The following is a 20,916-nucleotide window of genomic DNA, read 5'->3' as shown; positions in this document are numbered from 1 at the left end:
TCCCCGGCCCGCTCAGAGGCTGGAGGAGACAAGCGCTGTGGAGTTCGATTACGTGATCGTGGGTGCCGGTTCGGCGGGCTGCGTGCTGGCCGCGCGGCTCAGCGAAGACCCCGGCGTGACGGTGGCCCTGCTGGAAAACGGCGGGCCGGACAGCAGCGCCCTCATCCACGCGCCGGCCGGCGTCGTCGCCATGGTGCCCACGCGCATCAACAACTACGCCTACGAGACCGTGCCCCAGCCCGGCCTGAACGGCCGGCGTGGCTACCAGCCGCGCGGCAAGACCCTGGGCGGCAGCAGCTCCATCAACGCCATGCTCTATGTGCGTGGCCACCGCCACGACTACGACCACTGGGCCAGCCTGGGCAACAGCGGCTGGAGCCATGACGAGGTGCTGCCCTATTTCCGCCGCGCCGAGCACAACGAGCAGTTCGGCCACTGCCCGCTGCACGGCCGCGATGGGCCGCTGAATGTCACGCTGCCGCGCAGCCCAAGCCCCATCAACCAGGCCTTCCTCGCCGCCGCGGCCCTGCAGGGCCTGCCCAATATCGGCGACTACAACGGCGCCGAGCAATTCGGCTCCTTCATCTACCAGGTGACGCAGGTCAACGGCGAGCGCTGCAGCGCGGCCAAGGCCTACCTCACGCCCAATCTCGACCGCCCCAATCTGCAGGTCATCACGCACGCGAAAGCGACCAAGCTGCGCCTGGCCAACGCCCGCGCGGTGGGCGTGGACTACCGCGTCGGCGGCGCCTCGCGCCTCGTGCGTGCGCGCCGCGAGGTCATCGTCAGCGCGGGGGCCTTCGGTTCGCCCCAGTTGCTGATGCTGTCCGGCATCGGCCCCGGTGCCCATCTGCAGCGCATGGGCCTGGACGTGCAGCGCGACCTGCCCGGCGTCGGCCAGAACCTGCAGGACCACATCGACCATGTGCAGACCTGGCGCTGCCCTTCGGCCACGCCCACCTTCGGTGTGTCGCTGCGCGGTGGCGTGCGGCTGGCCCGTGCCGTCGGCGAATGGCGGCGCCACCGCACCGGCCTGCTGACGAGCAGCATCGCCGAATCCGGCGCCTTCTTGCGCTCGGACCCGCAGGTGGCGGTGCCGGATCTGCAGCTCGTCYTCGTGCTCGGCATCGTCGACGACCATGCCCGCAAGCTGCACTGGGGCCATGGCATCTCCTGCCATGTGGACGTGCTGCGGCCGCACAGCCGTGGCAGCGTCGAGCTGGCCGGGCCCGACCCGCTGGCCGCACCGCGCATCGACCCGCGCTTCCTCAGCGACGAGCGCGATCTGCAGTTGCTCGTCAAGGGCGCGCAGATCCAGCAGCGCCTCGTCGAGTCCTCGCCCTTCGACGGCATCCGCGGCGAGATGCTCTACCCGGTGCGCGCCGATGACGAAGCCGGCCTCATCGCCGACATCCGCGCTCGCGCCGACACGCAATACCACCCGGTGGGCACTTGCAAGATGGGGCGCGATGCGATGGCCGTCGTCGACGACCGCTTGCGCGTGCACGGCGTGGGCGGCCTGCGCGTCGTCGACGCTTCCGTCATGCCGACGCTGATCGGCGGCAACACCAATGCACCCACCATCATGATCGGCGAGAAGGCCGCCGATCTCATCCGCGCGGACGCGCGCTGACTCGGAGACCACGGATGAAAACACTGACCCTGCTCGCCGCAGTCCTGGCCCTGGCCGGCTGCAGCCGTGAATCTGCGGTCCCATCCGGCGACGCCAGCGCCACGACGGTGCAAGCGAACGCCGAGTTCGCCAAGTCGCTGCCGCTGGACGAGGCCCAAGGCTTCGAGGACGCCAAGCGCGGCCTCATCGCCCGCCCCGAGGGCAAGATCCTCGCGGCCGATGGCAGCGTGCTCATCGACTTCGACGCCTTCAAGTTCGTCGATGGTGCAGCCCCCTCCAGCGTCAACCCCAGCCTGTGGCGCCACGCCAAGCTGAACGCGCAGATCGGCCTCTTCAAGGTCGTCGACGGCGTCTACCAGCTGCGCGGTTTCGACATGGGCAACATCACGCTGATCGAAGGCCAGACCGGCTGGATCGTCGTCGACGCGCTGACCTGCCGCGAGACGGCTGCCGCGGCCCTGGCCTTCGCGCGCAAGCATCTGGGCGACAAGCCCGTCACCGCCCTGCTGTTCTCGCACAGCCACATCGACCATTTCGGCGGCGCCCTGGGCGTGCTGACACCCGAGCAGGCGCGCACGGTGCCCGTCATCGCCTCCGCCGGCTTCATGGAAGAAGCCACCAGCGAGAACGTCATGGTCGGCACCGCCATGGGCCGCCGCTCGCACTTCCAGTTCGGCAAGAACCTGGAGCGTTCTGCCAAGGGCCTGGTCGACACCGGCCTGGGCAAGGCGGTGGGCTACGGCACCTTCGGCGTGCTGGCGCCCACCGACCTCATCACCCAGCCCACCGAGGAGCGCTTGCTGGACGGCGTGCGCTTCGTCTTCCACAACGTGCCCGGCGCCGAGGCACCGGCCGAGATGACCTTCTCGGTGCCGTCACTCAAGCTCTACGGCGGCGCCGAGAACCTCGCGCAGACCATGCACAACCTGCTGCCGGTGCGTGGCGCCAAGGTGCGCGACGCGCTGCGCTGGGCCGGCTATATGCAGAGCGCGCTGGACCAGCTCGGCGACGCCGAGGTCTATGTCGGCCAGCACAACTGGCCCGTCTGGGGGCATGAGCGCATCGCCGACTTCATCACCAAGCATCGCGACGTCTACAAATACACCCACGACCAGACCGTGCGCCTCATCAACGCCGGCCTGACGCCGGCCGAGATCGCCGACCAGATCCGCCTGCCCAAGTCGCTGCAGAACCATTTCGGCGCGCGCGGCTACTACGGCGACTTGCGCCACAACGTGAAGGCCGTCTACCAGTTCTACCTCGGCGCCTACGACGGCAACCCGGCCCACCTCGACCCGCTGCCGCCGGTGGACGTCGCCAAGCGCTATGTGGCGCTGGCCGGTGGCGCCGACAAGGCCGTGGCCGCCGCGCAGACCGCCTTCGACCAGGGTGACTACCGCTGGGCCGCCGAGCTGCTGAACCACGTCGTCTTCGCCGACGCCGGCAACCAGGCGGCGCGCGAGCTGCTGGCGCGCGCCTATGACCAGCTCGGCTTCGTCGCCGAAGCCTCCACCTGGCGCAACAGCTATCTGACGGCTGCGGCCGAGCTGCGCGGCGGCGCGCCCAAGCAGGGCGTCAACCGTGCGGCCTTCCTGGACATGCTGGCCCAGACGCCCATCGAGCGCTTCCTCGAAGCCATGGCCGCCGGCCTCAACGGCCCCGCCGCCGAGGGCAAGGACTTCAAGATCAACCTGGTGCTGACCGACACGAAAGAGTCCTACGTGCTGTGGATAGAGAACGCCGTGCTGCACCACCGCCGCGCCGAGCCGGCCGCGGATGCGAACGCCACGTTGACGCTGACCAAGGGCTTCTTCGTTCGCATGATGGCTGGCACGGCGGGCGCCAAGGATCTGCTGCTGTCTGACGACGTCAAGGTGAGCGGCAGCAAGATCGACCTGGGGCGCTTTCTGAGCCTGATGGACAAGGCGACGGGCACCTTTCCCATCGTCACACGTTGACATCCGCGCGTCCGGCGGGCTGCATGCAGAATCGGCCATTCCTCCCCACGGATTGGAATGACTCGTGAAACGCATGCCCACCGCGCTGGCTCTTGCCGGCCTGCTGATCGCCACCTCCACGATGGCGGCTGACGAGGCCCCCTCGACGATCGACAAGATCGAAGGCGCCGTGGCGCGCGGCGCCCAGGCGGCGGCCAGCGGTGTCGCCCGCGGCGTGCATGCGGCGGCGAGCGGCATCGAGCGCGGTGCCAAGGCGACGGTGCGCGGCATCGAACGCGGCGCCAGCGCCACGGCCCGCGGGGTGTCCAAGGGCGTGGATGCGGCGGCCAGCGGCGTCAAGAAAGGCGCCGACGCGACCAACAACGCGGTGCGCAAGACCTCAGACAAGATCCAGGGCAGCGGCAGCGCGCCGGCCTCGGGCTCGTCCTCGAATTAGTCAAGCGGCCAGGGCATGGCCTTGGGCATCTTGCTGGGCTCGTCGGGCTCGGCGGGCTTGAGGGTCTTGTGGCCGGGTGCCTCGGCCTCGCGCCACCAGGGCCTGGCCGGCTCGCCCTTGGCCGGCTCCACGGCCTCGCCCAGGCGGGGCATCAGCAGCTGGGCGCCCTGCCTGGGGCCGAGTTCGAGCAGGGTCTCGGCCGGTGCATCCCAATCATGCAAGGCCAGCGAGAAGGTGCCCCAGTGCACTGGCAGGAAGGCACCGCCGCCCAGCAGCTGGTAAGCCTTCAGCGCGTTCTCGGGCCCGAGGTGGATGTCGCCCCAGGAGGGGTGGAAGGCGCCGACCTCGAGCATGACGAGGTCGAAGGCGCCGAAGCGCTCGCGGATGGCGGCGTATTCGCTCGTCAGGCCGGTGTCGCCGCTGAAGAAGACGCGGTGTTTTGGCGTCTCGATGACGATGGACGACCACAGCGTCGCGTTGCGGTCGTTCAGCGACCGGCCCGAGAAGTGCTGCGAAGGCGCGGCATGGATGCGCAGCTCGCCCTGGGGTGCCTGCCAGTGTTCCCACCAGTCCAGCTCGACGATGCGCTCGGCCGGGATGCCCCAGGCTTCCAGGTGGGCGCCGACGCCGAGCGAGGTGATGAAGGGCACGTCCTGCAGCTTCACCAGCTCCTTGACCGTGGCCATGTCCAGGTGGTCGTAGTGGTCGTGGGAGATGACGACGGCGTCGAGCCTGGGCACGGCCTTGAGCGCCAGCGGCACGGGCTGGAAGCGCTTGGGGCCGGCCAGCTGCGACGGCGAGGCGCGCTTGCCCCAGACGGGGTCGGTCAGCACGCGAAAACCATCGATCTCGATCATCACCGTAGAGTGGCCCAGCCAGGTGGCACGCAGGCCGGTGTCGGTGGGCTTGAGCCAGGCGTCCAGCGGGTTGTGCGCGGGCAGGGGGCCGGCCGGCGTGCGGCGGCCCTCGGAGCAGAGGAAGTCGCCCAGCGACGGCCTCTCGCTGCGGTCACGCAGCCCCGGCTGGATGGGGTGGACGTTGCGAAAGCCCTCGCCCGTATCCGTCACCAGGTATTGCGGCGAGCCCCGCATGCGTTCGAGACGGAGGCCGGTGGCGCGTTTGCCGAGTGACTTCATGGCAGGGAGTGTTGGGGCGAATCTGCCGAGATGGCGGCGTGGCGTGGGCTTTCAAGGCCGTGGGCGGCACGCGCCTTCAGGCATTGGCTGTCGCCGGGCTGCACGCCGCGGCAGGTGCTGGAGCGCTGGGCATAGATGCCGCAGGACACCGCATCGCCCACCTCGCCTTGCAGTGCAATGCAGCGAACGGGCCGCGTCTCGGTGCCGAGCATGCAGCGATGCAGAGAGCCCACCGGCCGCGTCAGCGCCACGGGCACCGTGCCGCCCGGCGCGTCGTCGGCCTCGGCCCAGTAGAAGGACACGCGGAAGACGGCGCAGCAGGCGCCGCAGCGTTGGCAGTCGAGCTCGCCGTCCATGCGGCGTCTCAGGCCTCGGCAATCGCCGCGATGGACACCTTCAGCCCCGGGACGCGCGCCGGCAACTTGGCCCCCTGGCGAGCCGGTGGATCGACCGGGAACCAGCGCAGGTATTCCTCGTTCATGCCGGCGAAGTCGTCCTCGTCGGCCAGCACGATGGTCACGCTGACGATCCTGTCCATGGCGCTGCCCGCGGCCTCCAGGATGGCGGCGATGTTGGTCAGGCACTGGCGTGTCTGCTCCTGCACCGTTGTGCCGACGAACTGGCCGGTCTCGGGGTCCGTCGGCGCCGTGCCGGACACGAAGACCAGGCCGGCGGCCTTGACGGCCTGGCTGTAGGTCGGCGGCGGCTTGGCGGCCTTGGGGGTGTAGACGATGTCGCGGGGCATGCCATCTCCTCTTTAATTGCCATTCTTTCGGGCCGAGCGCCGGGCCGCTCCCTATCCGGCCCGCCATGGCGATGTGCTTGCGGCTCAATGCTGCAAGCATCGCCGTCCCCTCGGGGGACCGACCAAGGTACGCCTTGGACGAGGGGCTCCATTTCAGACCGGCTGATGGCGCGTGCCGGCACCCATCGTGATGAAGAACATGCGGCTGGGCCGGAGCACCTTGGCCGTGTGCCAGACGCCGCGCGGCACGACGACGGCGCCGCGGTCGGTGATGCGCTGGGCGGTGGCGACGCCTTCGCTCGTCTCCATCAGGAACTCGATGTCGCCATCCAGCAGGTAGACGAACTCCTCGCCGTTGGGGTGCATCTCCCAGCTGCCCCAGTCGGCGTCGCAGAGGAATTCCGACACCAGCCAGTCCTTGCCCATGGCGTCCAGGGCCTCCTGCGACTGACTCCAGAACTCGCGGCCGCCGACCTCCTGGTGGATGGCGCCGGTGGCGCTGAGCAGGGCATAGGTTTCGTCGGGCAGGAACTTCATGTGAAAGGGCCTCCTGGCGCCGATTGTGCGGGGCCGGTGTGCAACATGCCGCAACCGAGCCGCTTGAAATGTCGACCGGCGGCGGCATCTGCGTTCCATGCCTTCCGTCATCAAGCTTGCCGTCCCTGCCGAACTGCTGGTCCTCGTGCGCCTGGCGCAGTTGCTGCAATCCTTGGAGGGTCTGGGCCATGCCGCGGACCCGCACCAGTACCAGCTGCTGGTCACAAAGCTCAGCGCGGAGCTGAGCGAGCACCAGGGCCACGAGATGTTGTCCGGCCTGCTCGACCATTTCCCGGCGGCTGCCGAGGTCTACGAGAACCTGCAATACGCCCATGCCGGTCTGTGCCGGGTGCCGCTGGAGGTGTCGTTGACGTCGGAGCTGACGACGCGCGAGCTGCTGGGGCGGATGAAGAAGGCGAACTAGGAGCGGCGCAGCCCGATCTCGAACACCACGCCGTCATCCACATTGCGCGCCGCGATGCTGCCGCCCATCTTGGCCAGATAGGTCTTGGCGACGAACAGGCCTTGGCCGCGCCGCTGACCGTTCTCCGGCTCGGCGTCGCTGACGCCGTAGTCGAAGATGCGCGCGAGTTGGTCGTCAGCGATCTGTGGGCCCTGGTTGTGGATGTTGACGGCGGCCAGCTCGCCCTCAACGCGCAGCGCCAGCGTGATCGCGGTGCCCGGCACGCGGTAGCGGTCGGCGTTGCTCAGCACATGGGTGATGACGTCTTCCAGCGGGTATTCGTCGGCCTGCACCCAGACGGGCTCGCCCGGCGCGTAGCTCACGTTGGCGATGCCGGCATAGGCCGCGTTCTCCGCCACCTGGCGCAGGAAGGCGTCCAGGTCCAGCCGCCCCACGGCCAGCGTCGCGGCGGCCAGGGCCTCGCTCGGTGAGGCCTGGCCATAGAGCACCTTGACGGCCTGCTGCATGCGCTGCACATAGCGCCGGCTCGGGTCGGTGTCGCCCGCGTGCAGCAGCATCAATGACTGCAGCGGCGACATGATCTCGTGGCCCACGGCATGCCATTGGTCGTGCTCGCGCTCGGCACGCAGCTGCTCGCGGCGCAGGCTGTCGCGGGCATGCTGCAGCAGGTCAGACAGGCTGCCGGCCAGGATGCCCAGTTCGTCGCGGCCGCGCAGGTCGGCCACGTCCAGCGTGCCGAGCTCGAAGCGCTCCGGCGACTGCAGTTGGTGGGACAGCGCCGCGGCGCGTTTCGTCAGCGTCGCGACGCGGCGGATCAGGCCCATCTCGATGATGAGCCAGGCCAGCGCTATGGATCCCAGCATGGCGCCCACCGGCCAGGCCAGGCGGGCGGCGCTGGCGCTCAGGGACCGGTCCAGGCCTTGCAGATCACCGGTCAGCGTGACGTCGAAGCGGCCGGCCGGTGTCGTCACGCTGTCCTTGGCCTGCAGCGTGCGCGGCGTGGCCGGCGAGGGCAGGTGCTGGATCAGCGCCGTCAACCAGGGCGAGGGCGGCGTGCCGGTCTCTTCGGCGCCCTGCAGCAGCGCGACGACGTTGTTGCCACGCAGGATCTTCAGCGTCTCGCCGGGCGACAGCGTGCCCGACAGTCGCGCCAGCGTCAGCGGTGCCTGGCCCTCCGATGCCGCGCTGTCGAACAGCGTGGCGTCGCCCGGGCCGAGCAGGGCCAGGCGCAGGCCGGTGCGGGACAGGTCGGCAGGTGGCCACTGCGGGCCGCCGGGGCGGAAAAGGGCTTCGCGAAAGGCCTCCACCGGCAGGCGGATGGACACGGTCGTGCGGCGCGGGCAGGGCTCGGCGGTGCTGAGGCAGGGGCCTTCGCGCCACACCCAGCCGCGGAAGTCGCGCTGCGGGCGGGCCTTGTGCGGCAGCGTCGTCGTGTTGTCGGCGGCCTGTACGGCGAAGCCGGGCAGCTGGCCGCGCTGGGCGTCCAGCATCTCGACGGGCGCCAGCCAATGCTGCTCGACGCCATCGCGCTGCAGGCTGATGCGCACGCGGTGCACGTCGGCCAGGTCCAGCGCGCCGCGCTCGCGCGAGACCAGCGGCGGCGCGTCCAGGCCGGCCACGAGGTAGACGAAGCCGCCCGCATAGGCATTGCTGCCCACGGCAGTGCACAGGCTGGCGCCGCCCGGGTATTGCAGCGCGCAGCCGGCCATGTCGACGGCGCGCTGCGCCTTGGTCGCGTCGTCGAAGTCGATGGCGGCAAAGGGCAGCACCAGGGGCGCCACCCACCCGGCTTCGAGCTGCGCCGGCTCGGGGTTCATCAGCGCCAGCTGGCCCGACGGGTGGCGCAGCTGCGCGACGACCTCGGCCAGCGACTTGGCGAAGGTCTGCTCATAGCGCTGGGCGTTGCGCTGGCGTTCCTCGTTCAGCAGCGCGACGGCCAGCGCCAGCGTGGCCAGGGCCAGGGCGATGAAGACGAGGTGGAAGACGATGCGGTTGCGGAACGCCGCCAGCCCCAGGCGCGGCATGTCGGGCAGCGGGAAATCAACCCGGCCGAGCCTCATCCGCCGCTGGTCCAGCGAAAGCCCCGCATCGGGATGTTCTCGATGCCGTCAAACGTCGGGTCCACGTCCCTGAACGCATCGCGGATGGTCGCCACATGCTTGCGCACGTTGTCGCGGTTGCGGCCGCTCTTCACCACGTCGAACAGTTCCTCGTAGCTGACCACCTCGCCGGCGCGCGCATGCAGCGTCGCGAGGATGCGCTGGGCCGTCAGCGGCAGGTTGATGCGCTGGCCGCGCCACATCGGCGTGCGCTGCTTCAGCGGGTCGAGCTGCAGGCTTTCGTCGCCGGCCTTCGTGGCCGGCTTCGGCGCCGGCTCACGCAGCCGCGCCGTGCGCAGGATGTCCAGGAAGGTCTCGATGAACTCGGCCTCGTCGAAGGTCGTCTTCTGCAGATAGTCCCAGGCGTCCAGCGCCTTCATGATGCTGCGGTAGATGGCCGCCGGCATGGCCGACACCACCAGCACCGGCGTGCCCAGGCCCTGCTTGTTGATCTCGTTGATCAGCGCGACGCCGGCATTGCGCTCGCGGCCCAGTTCGATGTCGAGCACGACGAGGTCATAGCGTTCGCGCAGCAGGGCGGCTTCGGCGGCGTCGCGGTCCAACCATTGGTCGACGGTCAGCTCGGGGCGGGCGGCACGAATCCAGCCGGCCAGCTGTTCGCTGGTGGTGGGGTCGTCTTCGATGACGGCGATGCGGGGCATGGCGGGGATTATCTGGAGTGGCGCCCGAGGCGCCGCGGAAGGATTCTTCCGCCCAGCCTCAGGCGGCCCGCACCAGGCGCCAGAAGCCGAAGGGGTTGGCGTACAGCGAGTCGTCTTCGTAGCCCGGGCCGGGATCGTCCAGCAGCCGGTAGACGGGCGCATCCTGTGCCGCGCCAAAGGTCTGCCCCGCGCGGATGGTGGGCGACTCGGTGAACAGATAGCGGGTGAAGGCGCGCAGCAGCTCGACCGCTTCGGCCGTGTCGCCGTCGTTGTCGACGATGGCGTCACGCAGGCCCAGGTTGTGCATGCCGCAGGAATACACCTGGGGCCCGGTGACGTAGAGCACATAGGCGCGGTGGGCACTGAAAAGATGCAGATGGGCGCACAGCTCCCGCCAGTCGGCCGGTGGGTGCGCCACGCCGCTGCTCTCCACCTTGACGCCCAGACCGCCGGCTTCCAGCAACGCGTCGGCGGCTTGCATCAGCGCCTCGGCCGTCATCGCGACGCCCCCGTCGACCACCAGATAGGCCACGGCGCTGTGATCGGCGATGCGCTGCATCTCGGGCGTGCCCACCCAATGGGGCCCCGCCGCGCGAAAGGCCGCCGCCATCCGATCGTCCCGGGCCTGGAAGTCCAGCTCGCAGGTCTGCTTGGTTTGCATGTTCATGAGGACCTGACCCGCGAAGATATAGCCGCTGCCGCCGCGGGCAATGGCCTGGACCAAATCCGAGCGGGACTCCCAGGGGCCGGGGATGCAAAGGACGGTCAGGGGAGCGCTTGTGTTTTCGGGCATGAGATGAGCGGGCTCGTCGATGGCGGGTTTGTCCCGGAGTGGCGACTGGCTGTCAACCGGCACGGGCCGCAGCGATGGCCAGCCAGGGCTAACCCCGGGGCGCCGGCGCGTGGCGCGGCAGTTTTCACCGATGTTTCGTTGGCATAGTCGCGGCCTCAAAACCTGGCAGACCACGGACCCTTCCCATGCATTTCGTCGCTCGCGCCCGCACGCTGGCCCTGTTCACGTTTCTGGCGGCCATGGCCGCAGCAGCCCAGGCCCAGGCGACCTCCGGGCCGCGCTACGGCAGCAAGGACGACCTGCGACAGTGCATGGACGGCGAGGACAAGCTCAAACTCGAGCAGGCGTCGCTGCAGAAGAAGGCCGACAGGCACAAGGCGGTCTTGAAGCAGTTCCAGGATGAGGTGCAAGCGCATGTCGCGTTGCAGAAGACGGTCGATGGATCGGACGAAAAGGCCGTCAACGCCTACAACGAGCAGATGGATGCGCTGAACGCGCGCGTCGAGCCCATCAATCGCGAAGCGACGGAGCAACAAGCCACCGTCGACGATTTCCATGCACGCACCTATGCGCACAACAAGCGCTGCGCCGGCATGGTCTATCGCATCTCGGACATACGGGCGATCGAAAAGGAACGCGCCGCCGCGGCCAAGGCCAAGGCCGGCAAGCCGTCCTGACCCCGGGGGTGATCAGACCTGGGCTATCCACGCCCGCAGCAAGGCCTGCAGCGCGGGCAGCTTGGCGGTGAAGTCGGCGGCCGAGCTGAACTCGACCTGCGCGCGGTCCTTGCCCAGCCACTTCAGCAGGCCGGCGGGGTCGGGAACGTCGAGGCCGCCCTCGCCTTCATCAGGCAGGGCGCGCACCTTGGCGCCCAGGTGCAGGATCAGCCCGAGGCCGCTCTTGCTGCGCAGATGCGTCGTGGCGAAGTAGTCGGTCGTGCGCCAGCTCGGCGCATTCCACTTGATGCCTTCGGCGACGGACGGGTCGACGGCGAGCATGGCCCGGCGCAGCGTCTCGATCTCGGCCTTGAAGGGATGGTCGAGGGTCGCCATGAACTGGTCGACGGCTTGCGGGGTGTCGGCGGCGGTCAGTTTGGGCATGGGGCCTGCCAAAGTGGCGGTGGTTGGCGGGGATTCTCAGGTCTGGCCACGAGCGACGGTTTGCCGGCATAGTCGCCCGCTCACCACTCCCACCTGGAGCCATGGGCATCTGCCTCATCGCCTACTCTGTCAGCGCATCCCATCTGGACGCGGTCCTCGCCGAGCCCGCGCTCGCTTGGCGTGTGCTCGAAGCCGAAGATGACTCGAGCTATCTCGAGCAACTGGCCGCCGACAACCGGACCTCGTGGCTGCTGCGGCTGCTGGGCAAGGCGAAACCTCCACGGGCGCCGAGCACGCTCAGCCTCGCGGACGCGGAGCGCAGGGAGCTCGATGTCGACAAGGCCTGGGACGGACTCAGGCACTGCATCGCGCTTTGCGCACCAGGTGCGCCGAATTTCTTCGAGGGTGACGGCAAGGTCGGCACTTTCGAAGTGGGTTATGGCCCCGCGCTCCATGTCAGGCCCGACACCATCGCGAAATGCGCAGCAGCCATCGAATCGCTGGACGAGGACACGCTGTTGAAGGCGTTCCGGACCGCGGACTTCAAGGGCGTCTATCTGGAAGCGCTGTGGAAGCGGCAGGACGAAGAGGCCGAGTCCTATCTGCTGGAAAACTATCGCGACTTCAGGCAGTTCATCCAACATTGCGCCGCTCGCAGGCAGGCTGCCCTCCTTCAGTACACCTAGAGCAAGACCCTCCCCGTGATCACCTGCTATCTGCGCTACGTCATCGACCCCAACAAGCTGCAAGAGTTCGAGCACTACGGCAAGCTCTGGCTGCCGCTGGTGGCGAAGTTCGGTGGCACCCATCACGGCTATTTCCTGCCGTCCGAGGGCGCCAACAACATCGCCCTGGCCCTGTTCTCCTTCCCGTCGCTGGCGGCCTATGAGGACTACCGCCAGCGCTCGCTGCAAGACTCGGAATGCCAGGCCGCCTTCGCCTATGCGAAGGAGACGCAGTGCTTCCTGAGCTATGAGCGCAGCTTCTTCAGGCCCGTGCTGGCGGGCGATGCCTAGGCTTCCCGATCATTGATCGGCGGTGGCGCCCGCTGAGCGACCGTCCTATGCTCGATGCGCGGCCAAGCCGGCACGAGCGAAAGGACTGCATATGCTGAACAGCGCTCCCGTCACGACGATGCTGCCCGTGGCCGACATGGCCCGGGCCCGGGCCTTCTACGAGGGCTGCCTGGGGCTGGTGCCTGGTGGCCTGAAGCCGGATGGCAAATTCGTCTACAACGTGGCCGGCAGCACGCTGGCCCTCTTCCCCAAGCCCGGGGGCACCAAGGCCGACCACACGGCCATCAGCTTCAAGGTGGACGACATCGCGGCCAGCATCGCCGAGTTGAAGCGGGCGGGCGTGGTGTTCGAGGACTACGACTACCCGGACTTCAAGACGGTCGACCATGTCTGCGTGCTGGGGTCAGAGAAGGCGGCGTGGTTCAAGGACCCGGAGGGGAATTACCTCTGCATCCACGAGGACCTGGCCTAGCTGCCGATCACCCCGCAGGCCACGCGGGCGCCGCCGCCGCCCAGCGGCATGGGGTGGTCGGAGTGGTTGTCGCCACCGGCATGCACCATCAGTGCGTGGTTCTTCACGTCGGCCAGCTTGAGACGCGGGCCCAGAACGGGCGACGTGGCTGTGCCGTCGGCGGCCGCGTAGAGCGGCGGCAGGTCGCCCAGATGGCCATCGCCCCAGGGCTCGCCATGCTTCTTGGTGCCCAGCGGGTCGAGATGGCCGCCAGCAGCGCCGGCCGGCACCGTGGCGCCATTGCTCTCGCCGGGCGCGCAGGAGGGCTTCTCATGGAGGTGGAAGCCATGCAGGCCGGGCGGCAGCCCTTTCAGTGCGGGATAGAAGGCCAGGCCATAGGGCGTCTCGACGATGCGGACGGTGCCGAGGGCGGCGCCGTCGCCCTGCTTCTCGGCGGCGCTGACGTTCACGGTGACGTCGGCGGCCAGGGCCGCGGCGCTGGCGAGCAGGCAGGCGGCGGCGAGACAGATGCTTTTCATCGCGGGCTCCATGGGGTCGGACGGCCAGGATAGTGAATGCGCGAGCTTGTGCCTGGCTGACGCGTACCGGTTTGTCGGTACAGGGTGGGCATCAGGGCTTGATGTAGGCGAAGCCCTGGCCCTGCAGCCGGGCGACGCGGACGACGCCGGACGGCGTGTACTCGGCCTCGGGAATGAACTGCTCCTTCTTCAGCCCGCGGCCCTTCATGGTGTTTTCGCAGACCTCGAACTTCACGCCGCGGGCCTTCAAGGCTGTGACCTGGGCRGCATAGTCGGCGGCGTTGGCGTCCTTGTAGCCCGGCATCAGCATGTCGACGCCGGGGCCCAGGGCCACGACGGTGATCTGCGCGCCGGGGTCTCCATCCAGGTGGTTGCGGATGTTGCGCAGGCCCTTGAAGGCCTGGGTCGAGGCATCGTCGAAGTGATAGACCACGCGCTGCTGCGCCAGTGCATGCGTCGCCGCGAAGGACAGCAGCAGGGCCGCGAACATCAGTCTGAGGAATCTCATCGCCATCTCCTTGGACATTGGGGCCGGCTTTCCAAATCCGGCACATGGCAGTGTCGCTGCGGAAGATTCCTTCCGCCCTCCCGGAAGACAGCCACCCCGCGCCGCTCTCGTCCCTTCCCGCATGACGGGGAACCATGGCCGCCATGCATCGCAACAACCACTCGGCGATGCAGGAGCCAAGGAAACCACCATCATGCTGCAACGCCTCAAGACCCTCGTCGCTTCCCTCCGCAACGCATTCGGCCGCGGCGCCAGCCACGGCTTCGAGGCCCATTCCAACGCCGATTTCGACGCTGCGCCCACCGCCGCGTTTCCCCTGCGCCGCGCCCTGCCCCCGCTGCTGATCCTGGCGGCCGTGACGGGCGTGGGCTATGCCGTCGTCATGCACCCGCCCCTGCAGGCCGTTCCCCACGGCCAGGCGGCACTGCGCACCAACCAGTTCAGCGGCGGCACCCAGGAGTTCCGTGAAGGCAGCCTGCTGCGCGTTCCCGGCCTGCACGAGGTGCGCCTGTTCCCGCTGCGCGACCAGACCTACCACCCCGAGGCCATCGCCAAGGCGGGCGGCCCGGCGCCGCTGCAATCGGTCGAAGGCCTGTCCCTGGGCCTGGACATGAATGTGCGCTGGGCCGTGGACGACAAGCGCCTGGCCGAGTTGTCGCGCAAGCTGCCGGACAACATCGAGGCTGACGTCATCGCGCCGGCCGTGCAGGCCGTCGTCTATAAGCAGATCGCCAAGCACACGGTGCGCGAGATCTTCTCCAGCCAGCGTGCCGAGATCGCCAGCGCGCTGGAGGCCGAGCTGCGCGCCAAGCTGGCGAGTGACGGCATCCTGCTGAAGAGCGTGCAGATCGGCTCGGTGGACCTGCCGCCCGACTACCGCCGCGGCATGGACAACCTGCTCGCCGACAGCCTGGCCAGCGAACGCATGCGCTACACGCTGGAGATCGCCGACAAGAAGGTCAAGGAAACTGAGCTGACCGCCGCCGCCGACAAGGTGCGCCGCGAGACGGCCGCCGAGGCCGCCGGCCGCGAGCAGATCATTGCGGCCAAGGCCCAGGAAGAGGCCATGAAGCATGTGCTGCCCTTCAAGCAGAAGCAGATCGAGCAGCGCGCCCTCGAAGCCCAGGCCGACAGCGCTGCGCGCGTCCAGCAGGCCGAAGGCTCGGCCAAGGCGCGCCGCATCGAGATCGACGCCGAGGCCGCCGCGCGCCAGAAGCTGGCCGATGCCGAGGCCTACCGCCTGAACCAGGTGGGCAAGGCCAATGCCAGCCAGATGGCGGCCGAGGGCGCCCTGCTGACCAGGCACCCGCTGCTGGTGCAGAAGGCCATGGCCGACAAGCTCTCGGACAAGGTGCAGGTCATCATCGCGCCGCCCGGCTCGGGAGGCTTCATCGGCAATGCGCTGCTCGGCGGCACCTCGCCCCAGCCCAAGTCCGCCGCCGCTGAAGGCCATGGCGAAGCCACGGAGAAGGAGTAAGCCATCATGCGTCGCTTTGCTTTGATCGTCGTCGCCTCCGCGGTGGCCGCCATCGTCATGACCAAGGCGGAGGCCGCGCCTGCGCCCGAACTGCCCGCCTTCCCGCGCGCCGGCCTCGTCGTGCAGGACGCGCCGCTGCGCGGTGCGCCGCGCGACACGGCCTCGCTGCAGGCCCAGATGGGTCGCGGCGAGGCGCTGGAGATTCGCGCCGAGCGCGGTGACCATTGGCAGGTCTGGGACTACCGCCGCGAGCGCGGCGGCTGGATGCGCAAGGGCCAGATCCTCGTGATGCCTCGTGGTGACGGCGCCAGCGCCGAACTCCTTGCCCAACTTCGACTTTCACGCCAGCAATGGGGCACCGAAGGCCTGGGCCTGGGCCTGGCCGCGGCCTATGTGCAGCTGGCCACGCCGGCCGAGCTGGCCGGCCCTGGCGGCGCCGAGGCGATGGAAGCCATGGGCACGTTTGCTGAGCGCATTGCCGACCGCGCCTCCACGCCGGCCGCCAAGCCGCTGGAGGGCCAGCTGGCCGCGCAGATGGACGTGGCGGCGCGCTATGGCCTGAAGTTCGAGTCCTTCGATGCCGAGGAGGGCCGCGTGCAGGTCTGCTATGACGGCGAGGCCTTCCGCCGCATGCTCGTCACGGCCGCCACGCCCGAGCAGCGCGTGCGCGCCGCGCTGGCCATCACGCGGCCCGACTGCCTGAACCCGCGCGCCACGCCGCGCGAGGCCGAGGCGCGCGACCAGTGGCGCCAGCAGGTGCTGGCCCAGGTGGATGCCGCCACGCTGCCGGTGCACTGGAAGAACCGCCTGCTGATGCGCCGTGCCTCGGTCGCCGCGAGTCTGGCCTTTGCCCAGACCCGCCGTGGCGCGGGCGGTGAAGCGGTGCCGGCCCTGGCCGAATTCGCCGGTGTCACGCCGACCGAGCTGACCGAGGACGATCAGGCCGCCTACGCCGATGCGGCCATGCGCGTGAATGCCGCGCGCTGGTTGGGTACGGCCGCCACGGCGCGCGATTTCGGCGCCCTGCAACTGGCGCTGCAGCCAGGCGCCGATGGCGAGCGTTGCATCGAGCTGAAGGAAGGCGGCAAGCTGGTCGCGCGCCGCTGCAGCTATGGCCAGATCGCGCTGGCCTCGGCCTCGCTGAACCGCGAGGGCCGCGCCCTGGCCGTGGCCGCTCAGCCGCTGGATGGCTGGCGCGAGCTGTGGGTCTTCTTGAAGGAGCCGGGCAAGAACGGCGGCTGGCGCATCGAGGTCATGCCGCCGGCGCCGGCCCAGCCGGGCCTGGGCGTGGCCGAGTTCGCCGGCTGGGTGCCGGGCGGCACGCAGATGCTGCTGGCCCGCGAGTTCCGCGCCGAAGGCAAGTACCGCCGCAGCTTCGAGGTCGTGTCGCTCGCCAACCTGGCCACCGAGCGGCAGTCTGCTGAGCCCGCGCTGATGGGTGCCTTCCAGCGCTGGAGCGACCCCGCCTGGCGCGGCGCCTCGCCGATCCGGCGGTGACTGGCACAAATTCACCTTGGAGCGCGTCGGTTCACAGGGGCTATGAGAGACTCTTCCTATGAGCTTTGTTGGCCTCGGCGTCTATCCAATTAAGCAAGCGGCTCGGCTTGTTGGAGCCGATGCCGTCGCTGTTCGTCGCTGGCTGCTTGGATATCGCCGCCGCGGACAGGACTACCAGCCGTTGTGGGCGCCGGAAATAGCTCAGACGGCGTTTGACGAGCCTGTGATCGGCTTCAGAGACTTGTTGGAGCTGCGGTTGGTGGCAGCTTTTGCAAAGCACGGGGTCAGCCTCAAGCTGATACGTGCAACAGCAGACTTTGCTCGCAATGAGTTCGGAACGGACTACCCGCTTACGACCCGGCGATTTCTGACCGATGGCAAGACGATTTTTCTAGAAGCCAAGAAGTCGACTGACGCCGGCGAAATGCTTGATGTGCCGAAACGGCAACTTGTCTTCTCCGACATCATTCGACCTTCGCTGTATTCAGGCATCGAATACGACGGGAAGCGTGCTCGCCGCTGGTACCCGCTCGGCGATGACAAAAAGATGATCGTGCTGGACCCTCAAATCCAGTTCGGTTCTCCAATTGTTGCCGCGTCAGGAATTCCCACCGACACCCTTCATGCCGCCTTCTTGGCCGAGGGCCGTGATCGCAATGCTGTCGCGCGAATATTCGGCATCACACCCAAAGAGGTTGATGCTGCCGTTCGGTTCGAGAACAAGCTGGCAGCTTGAAGTTCTTCTTCGACAACAACCTTTCGCCGCATATCGCTCACGCGATGCGAGAGTTGTCGAAGGTCCGACCGGAAGTCCAAAGAGTGATCCATCTTGCGGATATGTTTCCGCGCAATGTTGGCGATCTAGCTTGGATAGCGGGTCTAGCTGAAGACGGACCATGGGTTGTCCTGACTCTAGATCGCATGAAGAAGCAGGGCGGCGCTGAAAGGGAAGCCTTGAGGCAGTCAGGCCACATGATTTTTTTACTGGAACAGCAGTGGAGTAAGCAGACCTATTGGCTTCAAGCTGAGCGATTGGTCAGATGGTGGCCTCAGGTGGTTAACCAGGCCTCGATCGCAGAGGGTGGCGCCTTCGTCATCCCGTGGCACCACAGCTCCCAGGCAAAGTTCAAGGTCGTCAAGCTGTAAGTGCGCCTGCGCTCACGGACCTTCATGCCGCCAGCGCCAATGCCGCATCGCGCTGCAGCGGCAGTTCCAGCCGGGCGACCGTGCCCTGGCCCGGCTGGCTCTCCAGCTCCAGGCTGCCGCCCAGCATGCCGCGGACCAGGCTGTGCGCGACGAACAGGCCCAGGCCGCTGCCGCCCTGGCCGAAGGTCGTCGTGAAGAAGGGTTCGAAGGCCCGCGCCAGATCGGCCGGTGCCATGCCGGCGCCGTTGTCGCGCACCTCCAGCGTCAGCCGGTTGTCGCCACTGCGGTGCGCCGTGACGCGGATCTGGCCGCCGCTGTGGTCGCGGAAGGCGTGCCGGCAGGCGTTCTCCAGCAGTTGTTCCAGCACCTGCTGCAGCACTTCGGCGTAGCCCTCGAGCATGAAGCCGTCGGGCAGCTCGCAGGCCAGCTGCGCGCGTTCGCCGGCGAGTCGGGTCAGCACGCGGCCCCAGGCCTGCTGCACGGCGCCGCGCAAGTCGAAGCGCGAGCGTTGCGCGCGGCCGCTGCCTTCGGTGAGCTCCTTGAAGCGGTTGACGAGGCGCAGCGCGCGGTCGACGTTCTGCTCGACGAGCTCGGTGCCGGTGCGCGTCTGCGCGACCCAGTCGGCCAGCTCCTGGCGCTTCAGCGGCGCGCCGCCGGCCATGCGCTCGGCAAAGCCCGTGCTGCCGGCGTGCAGCGCGCTGGCGCTGAGCAGGGCGTTGCCCAGCGGCGTGTTCATCTCGTGGGCGATGCCGGCCAGCAGCTGGCCAAGGGCGGCGAGCTTGCGGCTGTTGACGAGCTCGTCCTGCGTCGCCAGCAGCTCGGCGGTGCGGGCCTGTACCTGCTCTTCCAGCCACTGGGCGGCGCGGCGTCTCTCCTCGTCGCGGCGGGCCTGGTCGATGGCGATGCCGGCCAGATGGCTGGCGGTGTTCAGCGCACTGATCTCCTCGGGGCTGGGCCGGCGGACCTCGCGGTAGTACATCGCGAAGCTGCCGATGACGCCGCCCTTGGCCGCATGGATGGGCGCCGACCAGCAGGCCTTGAAGCCATAGGGCAGGGCCAGGGCCTTGTAGGCCGACCACAGCGGGTGCGTGGCGATGTCATCCACGATGACGAGGCGGTCGTCATGCATGGCCGTGCCGCAGGAACCGGCCGTCGGGCCGATCTCGGCGCCCTCCAGCGCCTGCATGTAGTCGGCCGGCATGCGCGGGCCGGCGCCGACGCGCACATGGCGGCCGTCCAGGTCCAGCAGCAGCACCGTGCAGTAGAGGCCGTCGAACTGCGATTCGATGAGGGCGGTCAGGCGGTTCAGCACGGGCTGCAGCGTGTGGCCGGTGGCCACCATCTCCAGCAGCTCGTTCTTGGACTGGTTCAGCACCTCGGCGAACTGCATGCGGCTGACGTCCACCATGCAGACGGCGACCTGCGGCTCACCATCGCGCTCGGTCAGCGTCAGGTGCAGCTCGTGGGGGCGGCTCTCGCCGGCGCGGGTCTGGAAGCTCCAGGGCAGGCTCAGCGAGCCGGCGCATTGCAGCTGGGCGAACACCTCGCCCAAGGTGTCCGCCGACGGCCGACCATCGGGCTGGCGCAGCGGGCACAGCAGGCCCAGCGGCATGCCGCGCAGGGCCTGCGGGTCGTAGCCCAGCACCTTGGCCCGTCCCGCCGCCGCGCCGATGATGGGCAGCTCCGACGTGGCCTTCACGAGCAATATCGCGACATGGGTCATGTCGTCCATCTCGGCCTCCGCTGAGTTGCGAGCTTATGCAGATCGCTAAGTCCCCAACTGTGCCGCAATCGGGCGCACAACCCAACTGTCAGAAATGAGGGCCGACAGGCGCCAGAATGCCGGCCATTGCCACCGACCCACGGACACGACCATGCCCCAGATGTTGCTCATCGTCGAACCCATAGGCCAACGCGCCGAACGTGGCCGCGTCGCCGGCGAGGCCGTCTACCAGCGCATGCTGGACTTCACCGCCGAGCTCAAGGAGACCGGCCTGCTGCTGGGCACCAATTCGCTGGGCTCGGCGGCCCGGCGCTATGCCAAGCGCGAGGGCGGCGCCCAGGTCTGGGACGGGCCGTTTGCCGAGGCCAAGGAGATGGTGGGCGGCTATTTCCTGCTCGACACCGAGGATCCCGCCGTCGCCATGGCCTGGGCCGAGCGCTGCCCGGCAGCCGAATGGGCGACGGTAGAGATCCGCGGCGTGGGCCCCTGCTACATGTGAAAGGGCTGCGATCTAGGGGGGTTAAGTAATTTCCCGGAGTCTGTCGATTCCGGTCGGCCAGGATCGTCGTGGGAATGAAGGCAGCGAAATCGAACGGTCTGCCTCGCCAAACCCAGGAGACCTGCCATGCGATTCATGATCCAAGTCCGCGCCACCGCCGTCAGCGAGCGTGGCGACCCGCCCGGCCCCGAGTACGCCAAGCTCTTCGAGGAGATGGGCGCCTTCCACGAGGAAATGGCCCGCGCCGGCGTGCTGCTGGACGGCGCCGGCCTGCGCCCCAGCCGTGACGGCTGGCGCCAGCGCTATGAGGCCGATGGCCGCATGGCGCGCATCGACGGCCCCTTCGCCGAGACCAAGGAACTGATCGCCGGCTACACGCTGATCCAGGTGCGTTCCGTCGAGGAGGCCCAGGCCTGGGCGAGCCGCTTCCCCATGCCCTTCGTCGGCATGGCCTGCGAGGTCGAGGTGCGTCGCCTCTACGAGGACGCCGACTTCGCCCCGGGCGGCGACATGGCCATCCGCAGCGAATGAGGAGAG

25 protein-coding genes are annotated in these 20,916 nt (G+C 68.6%); 14 read left to right on the top strand and 11 right to left on the bottom strand.

Annotated features, from left to right (window positions below):
- The first annotated feature begins 37 nt into the window (after positions 1–37).
- The 3 genes from AC1D2H_RS06425 to AC1D2H_RS06415 all read left to right on the top strand — a co-directional run bounded on the left by AC1D2H_RS06425 (position 38) and on the right by AC1D2H_RS06415 (position 4,027).
- A complete protein-coding gene (locus AC1D2H_RS06425; protein WP_478010332.1) occupies positions 38–1,633 on the top strand; it encodes a GMC family oxidoreductase in 1,596 nt (531 codons plus the stop codon).
- Positions 1,634–1,647: 14 nt separating this feature from the next.
- Entirely contained in the window at positions 1,648–3,591 is a 1,944-nt protein-coding gene (locus AC1D2H_RS06420; protein WP_478010331.1) for an alkyl/aryl-sulfatase, read from the top strand.
- Between the two features lie 64 nt (positions 3,592–3,655).
- A complete protein-coding gene (locus AC1D2H_RS06415; RefSeq protein ID WP_478010330.1) occupies positions 3,656–4,027 on the top strand; it encodes a hypothetical protein in 372 nt (123 codons plus the stop codon).
- On the opposite strand, the gene AC1D2H_RS06410 is transcribed toward AC1D2H_RS06415, so the two are convergent.
- From AC1D2H_RS06410 to AC1D2H_RS06395, 4 genes are all read right to left on the bottom strand, one after another.
- The gene (locus AC1D2H_RS06410) at positions 4,024–5,163 is read right to left on the bottom strand and encodes an MBL fold metallo-hydrolase (protein WP_478010329.1); all 1,140 of its coding nucleotides are present in this window, start codon (positions 5,161–5,163) and stop codon (positions 4,024–4,026) included. The genes AC1D2H_RS06415 and AC1D2H_RS06410 overlap by 4 nt on opposite strands.
- Entirely contained in the window at positions 5,160–5,519 is a 360-nt protein-coding gene (locus AC1D2H_RS06405) for a YkgJ family cysteine cluster protein (protein ID WP_478010328.1), read from the bottom strand. Before AC1D2H_RS06405 ends, AC1D2H_RS06410 begins: the two co-directional genes overlap by 4 nt.
- An 8-nt stretch (positions 5,520–5,527) precedes the next feature.
- Complete coding sequence (locus AC1D2H_RS06400) at positions 5,528–5,908, bottom strand: RidA family protein (protein WP_478010327.1); 381 nt, start codon at positions 5,906–5,908, stop codon at positions 5,528–5,530.
- 153 nt (positions 5,909–6,061) lie between these two features.
- Complete coding sequence (locus AC1D2H_RS06395; RefSeq protein ID WP_478010326.1) at positions 6,062–6,445, bottom strand: cupin domain-containing protein; 384 nt, start codon at positions 6,443–6,445, stop codon at positions 6,062–6,064.
- 97 nt (positions 6,446–6,542) lie between these two features.
- On the opposite strand from AC1D2H_RS06395, the gene AC1D2H_RS06390 reads away from it, so the two are divergent.
- Positions 6,543–6,869, top strand: a complete 327-nt coding sequence (locus tag AC1D2H_RS06390) for a hypothetical protein (RefSeq protein ID WP_478010325.1) — start codon at positions 6,543–6,545, stop codon at positions 6,867–6,869.
- Here AC1D2H_RS06390 and AC1D2H_RS06385 read toward each other — a convergent pair.
- From AC1D2H_RS06385 to AC1D2H_RS06375, 3 genes are read right to left on the bottom strand one after another with little or no spacing between them, the layout of a single operon-like run.
- The gene (locus AC1D2H_RS06385; RefSeq protein ID WP_478010324.1) at positions 6,866–8,929 is read right to left on the bottom strand and encodes a sensor histidine kinase; all 2,064 of its coding nucleotides are present in this window, start codon (positions 8,927–8,929) and stop codon (positions 6,866–6,868) included. The genes AC1D2H_RS06390 and AC1D2H_RS06385 overlap by 4 nt on opposite strands.
- Entirely contained in the window at positions 8,926–9,630 is a 705-nt protein-coding gene (locus tag AC1D2H_RS06380) for a response regulator transcription factor (RefSeq protein WP_478010323.1), read from the bottom strand. Before AC1D2H_RS06380 ends, AC1D2H_RS06385 begins: the two co-directional genes overlap by 4 nt.
- Before the next feature lie 58 nt (positions 9,631–9,688).
- A complete protein-coding gene (locus AC1D2H_RS06375) occupies positions 9,689–10,297 on the bottom strand; it encodes a DUF4261 domain-containing protein (protein ID WP_478010322.1) in 609 nt (202 codons plus the stop codon).
- Positions 10,298–10,608: 311 nt separating this feature from the next.
- Here AC1D2H_RS06375 and AC1D2H_RS06370 point away from each other — a divergent pair, with 311 nt between their 5' ends.
- Complete coding sequence (locus AC1D2H_RS06370; protein ID WP_478010321.1) at positions 10,609–11,100, top strand: hypothetical protein; 492 nt, start codon at positions 10,609–10,611, stop codon at positions 11,098–11,100.
- Between the two features lie 12 nt (positions 11,101–11,112).
- Here AC1D2H_RS06370 and AC1D2H_RS06365 read toward each other — a convergent pair whose 3' ends face one another.
- Positions 11,113–11,523, bottom strand: coding sequence for a DUF1801 domain-containing protein (locus tag AC1D2H_RS06365; protein WP_478010320.1), 411 nt, complete (start codon positions 11,521–11,523; stop codon positions 11,113–11,115).
- A gap of 101 nt (positions 11,524–11,624) precedes the next feature.
- Between AC1D2H_RS06365 and AC1D2H_RS06360 the strand changes: the two genes are divergently transcribed.
- The 3 genes from AC1D2H_RS06360 to AC1D2H_RS06350 all read left to right on the top strand — a co-directional run bounded on the left by AC1D2H_RS06360 (position 11,625) and on the right by AC1D2H_RS06350 (position 13,011).
- Positions 11,625–12,209, top strand: coding sequence for a DUF1877 family protein (locus AC1D2H_RS06360; protein WP_477929063.1), 585 nt, complete (start codon positions 11,625–11,627; stop codon positions 12,207–12,209).
- Between the two features lie 15 nt (positions 12,210–12,224).
- Positions 12,225–12,539, top strand: a complete 315-nt coding sequence (locus tag AC1D2H_RS06355; protein WP_478010319.1) for an NIPSNAP family protein — start codon at positions 12,225–12,227, stop codon at positions 12,537–12,539.
- 91 nt (positions 12,540–12,630) lie between these two features.
- Positions 12,631–13,011: a VOC family protein gene (locus AC1D2H_RS06350; RefSeq protein WP_478010318.1), complete on the top strand. Its 381-nt coding sequence runs from the start codon at positions 12,631–12,633 to the stop codon at positions 13,009–13,011.
- Here AC1D2H_RS06350 and sodC read toward each other — a convergent pair.
- Both sodC and AC1D2H_RS06340 read right to left on the bottom strand, forming a co-directional pair.
- Positions 13,008–13,529, bottom strand: coding sequence for a superoxide dismutase [Cu-Zn] SodC (gene sodC, locus AC1D2H_RS06345; protein WP_477929058.1), 522 nt, complete (start codon positions 13,527–13,529; stop codon positions 13,008–13,010). The genes AC1D2H_RS06350 and sodC overlap by 4 nt on opposite strands.
- A 91-nt stretch (positions 13,530–13,620) precedes the next feature.
- Complete coding sequence (locus AC1D2H_RS06340; protein WP_478010317.1) at positions 13,621–14,037, bottom strand: DsrE family protein; 417 nt, start codon at positions 14,035–14,037, stop codon at positions 13,621–13,623.
- Positions 14,038–14,230: 193 nt separating this feature from the next.
- Here AC1D2H_RS06340 and AC1D2H_RS06335 point away from each other — a divergent pair, with 193 nt between their 5' ends.
- Genes AC1D2H_RS06335 through AC1D2H_RS06320 form a run of 4 tightly spaced genes read left to right on the top strand, consistent with a single transcriptional unit; the run spans position 14,231 to position 18,157 of the window.
- Positions 14,231–15,514 (top strand): SPFH domain-containing protein, encoded by a 1,284-nt coding sequence (locus AC1D2H_RS06335; RefSeq protein WP_478010316.1) that lies wholly within the window; start codon positions 14,231–14,233, stop codon positions 15,512–15,514.
- Between the two features lie 6 nt (positions 15,515–15,520).
- A complete protein-coding gene (locus AC1D2H_RS06330) occupies positions 15,521–17,011 on the top strand; it encodes a hypothetical protein (RefSeq protein ID WP_478010315.1) in 1,491 nt (496 codons plus the stop codon).
- A gap of 58 nt (positions 17,012–17,069) precedes the next feature.
- Positions 17,070–17,747, top strand: coding sequence for a DUF433 domain-containing protein (locus AC1D2H_RS06325; protein ID WP_478010314.1), 678 nt, complete (start codon positions 17,070–17,072; stop codon positions 17,745–17,747).
- Positions 17,744–18,157: a PIN-like domain-containing protein gene (locus AC1D2H_RS06320; protein WP_478010313.1), complete on the top strand. Its 414-nt coding sequence runs from the start codon at positions 17,744–17,746 to the stop codon at positions 18,155–18,157. Before AC1D2H_RS06325 ends, AC1D2H_RS06320 begins: the two co-directional genes overlap by 4 nt.
- A gap of 22 nt (positions 18,158–18,179) precedes the next feature.
- Here AC1D2H_RS06320 and AC1D2H_RS06315 read toward each other — a convergent pair whose 3' ends face one another.
- The gene (locus AC1D2H_RS06315; protein ID WP_478010312.1) at positions 18,180–19,889 is read right to left on the bottom strand and encodes an ATP-binding protein; all 1,710 of its coding nucleotides are present in this window, start codon (positions 19,887–19,889) and stop codon (positions 18,180–18,182) included.
- Positions 19,890–20,031: 142 nt separating this feature from the next.
- On the opposite strand from AC1D2H_RS06315, the gene AC1D2H_RS06310 reads away from it, so the two are divergent.
- Together AC1D2H_RS06310 and AC1D2H_RS06305 are read left to right on the top strand one after the other, a co-directional pair.
- Positions 20,032–20,379 (top strand): YciI family protein, encoded by a 348-nt coding sequence (locus tag AC1D2H_RS06310; protein ID WP_477929048.1) that lies wholly within the window; start codon positions 20,032–20,034, stop codon positions 20,377–20,379.
- Positions 20,380–20,505: 126 nt separating this feature from the next.
- Positions 20,506–20,910 (top strand): YciI family protein, encoded by a 405-nt coding sequence (locus AC1D2H_RS06305; protein WP_477929046.1) that lies wholly within the window; start codon positions 20,506–20,508, stop codon positions 20,908–20,910.
- The last annotated feature ends 6 nt before the right edge of the window (positions 20,911–20,916 follow it).

Source organism: Roseateles sp. P1_C1_2 (assembly GCF_056406535.1).
This window is presented reverse-complemented; position numbering and strand designations above follow the sequence as displayed.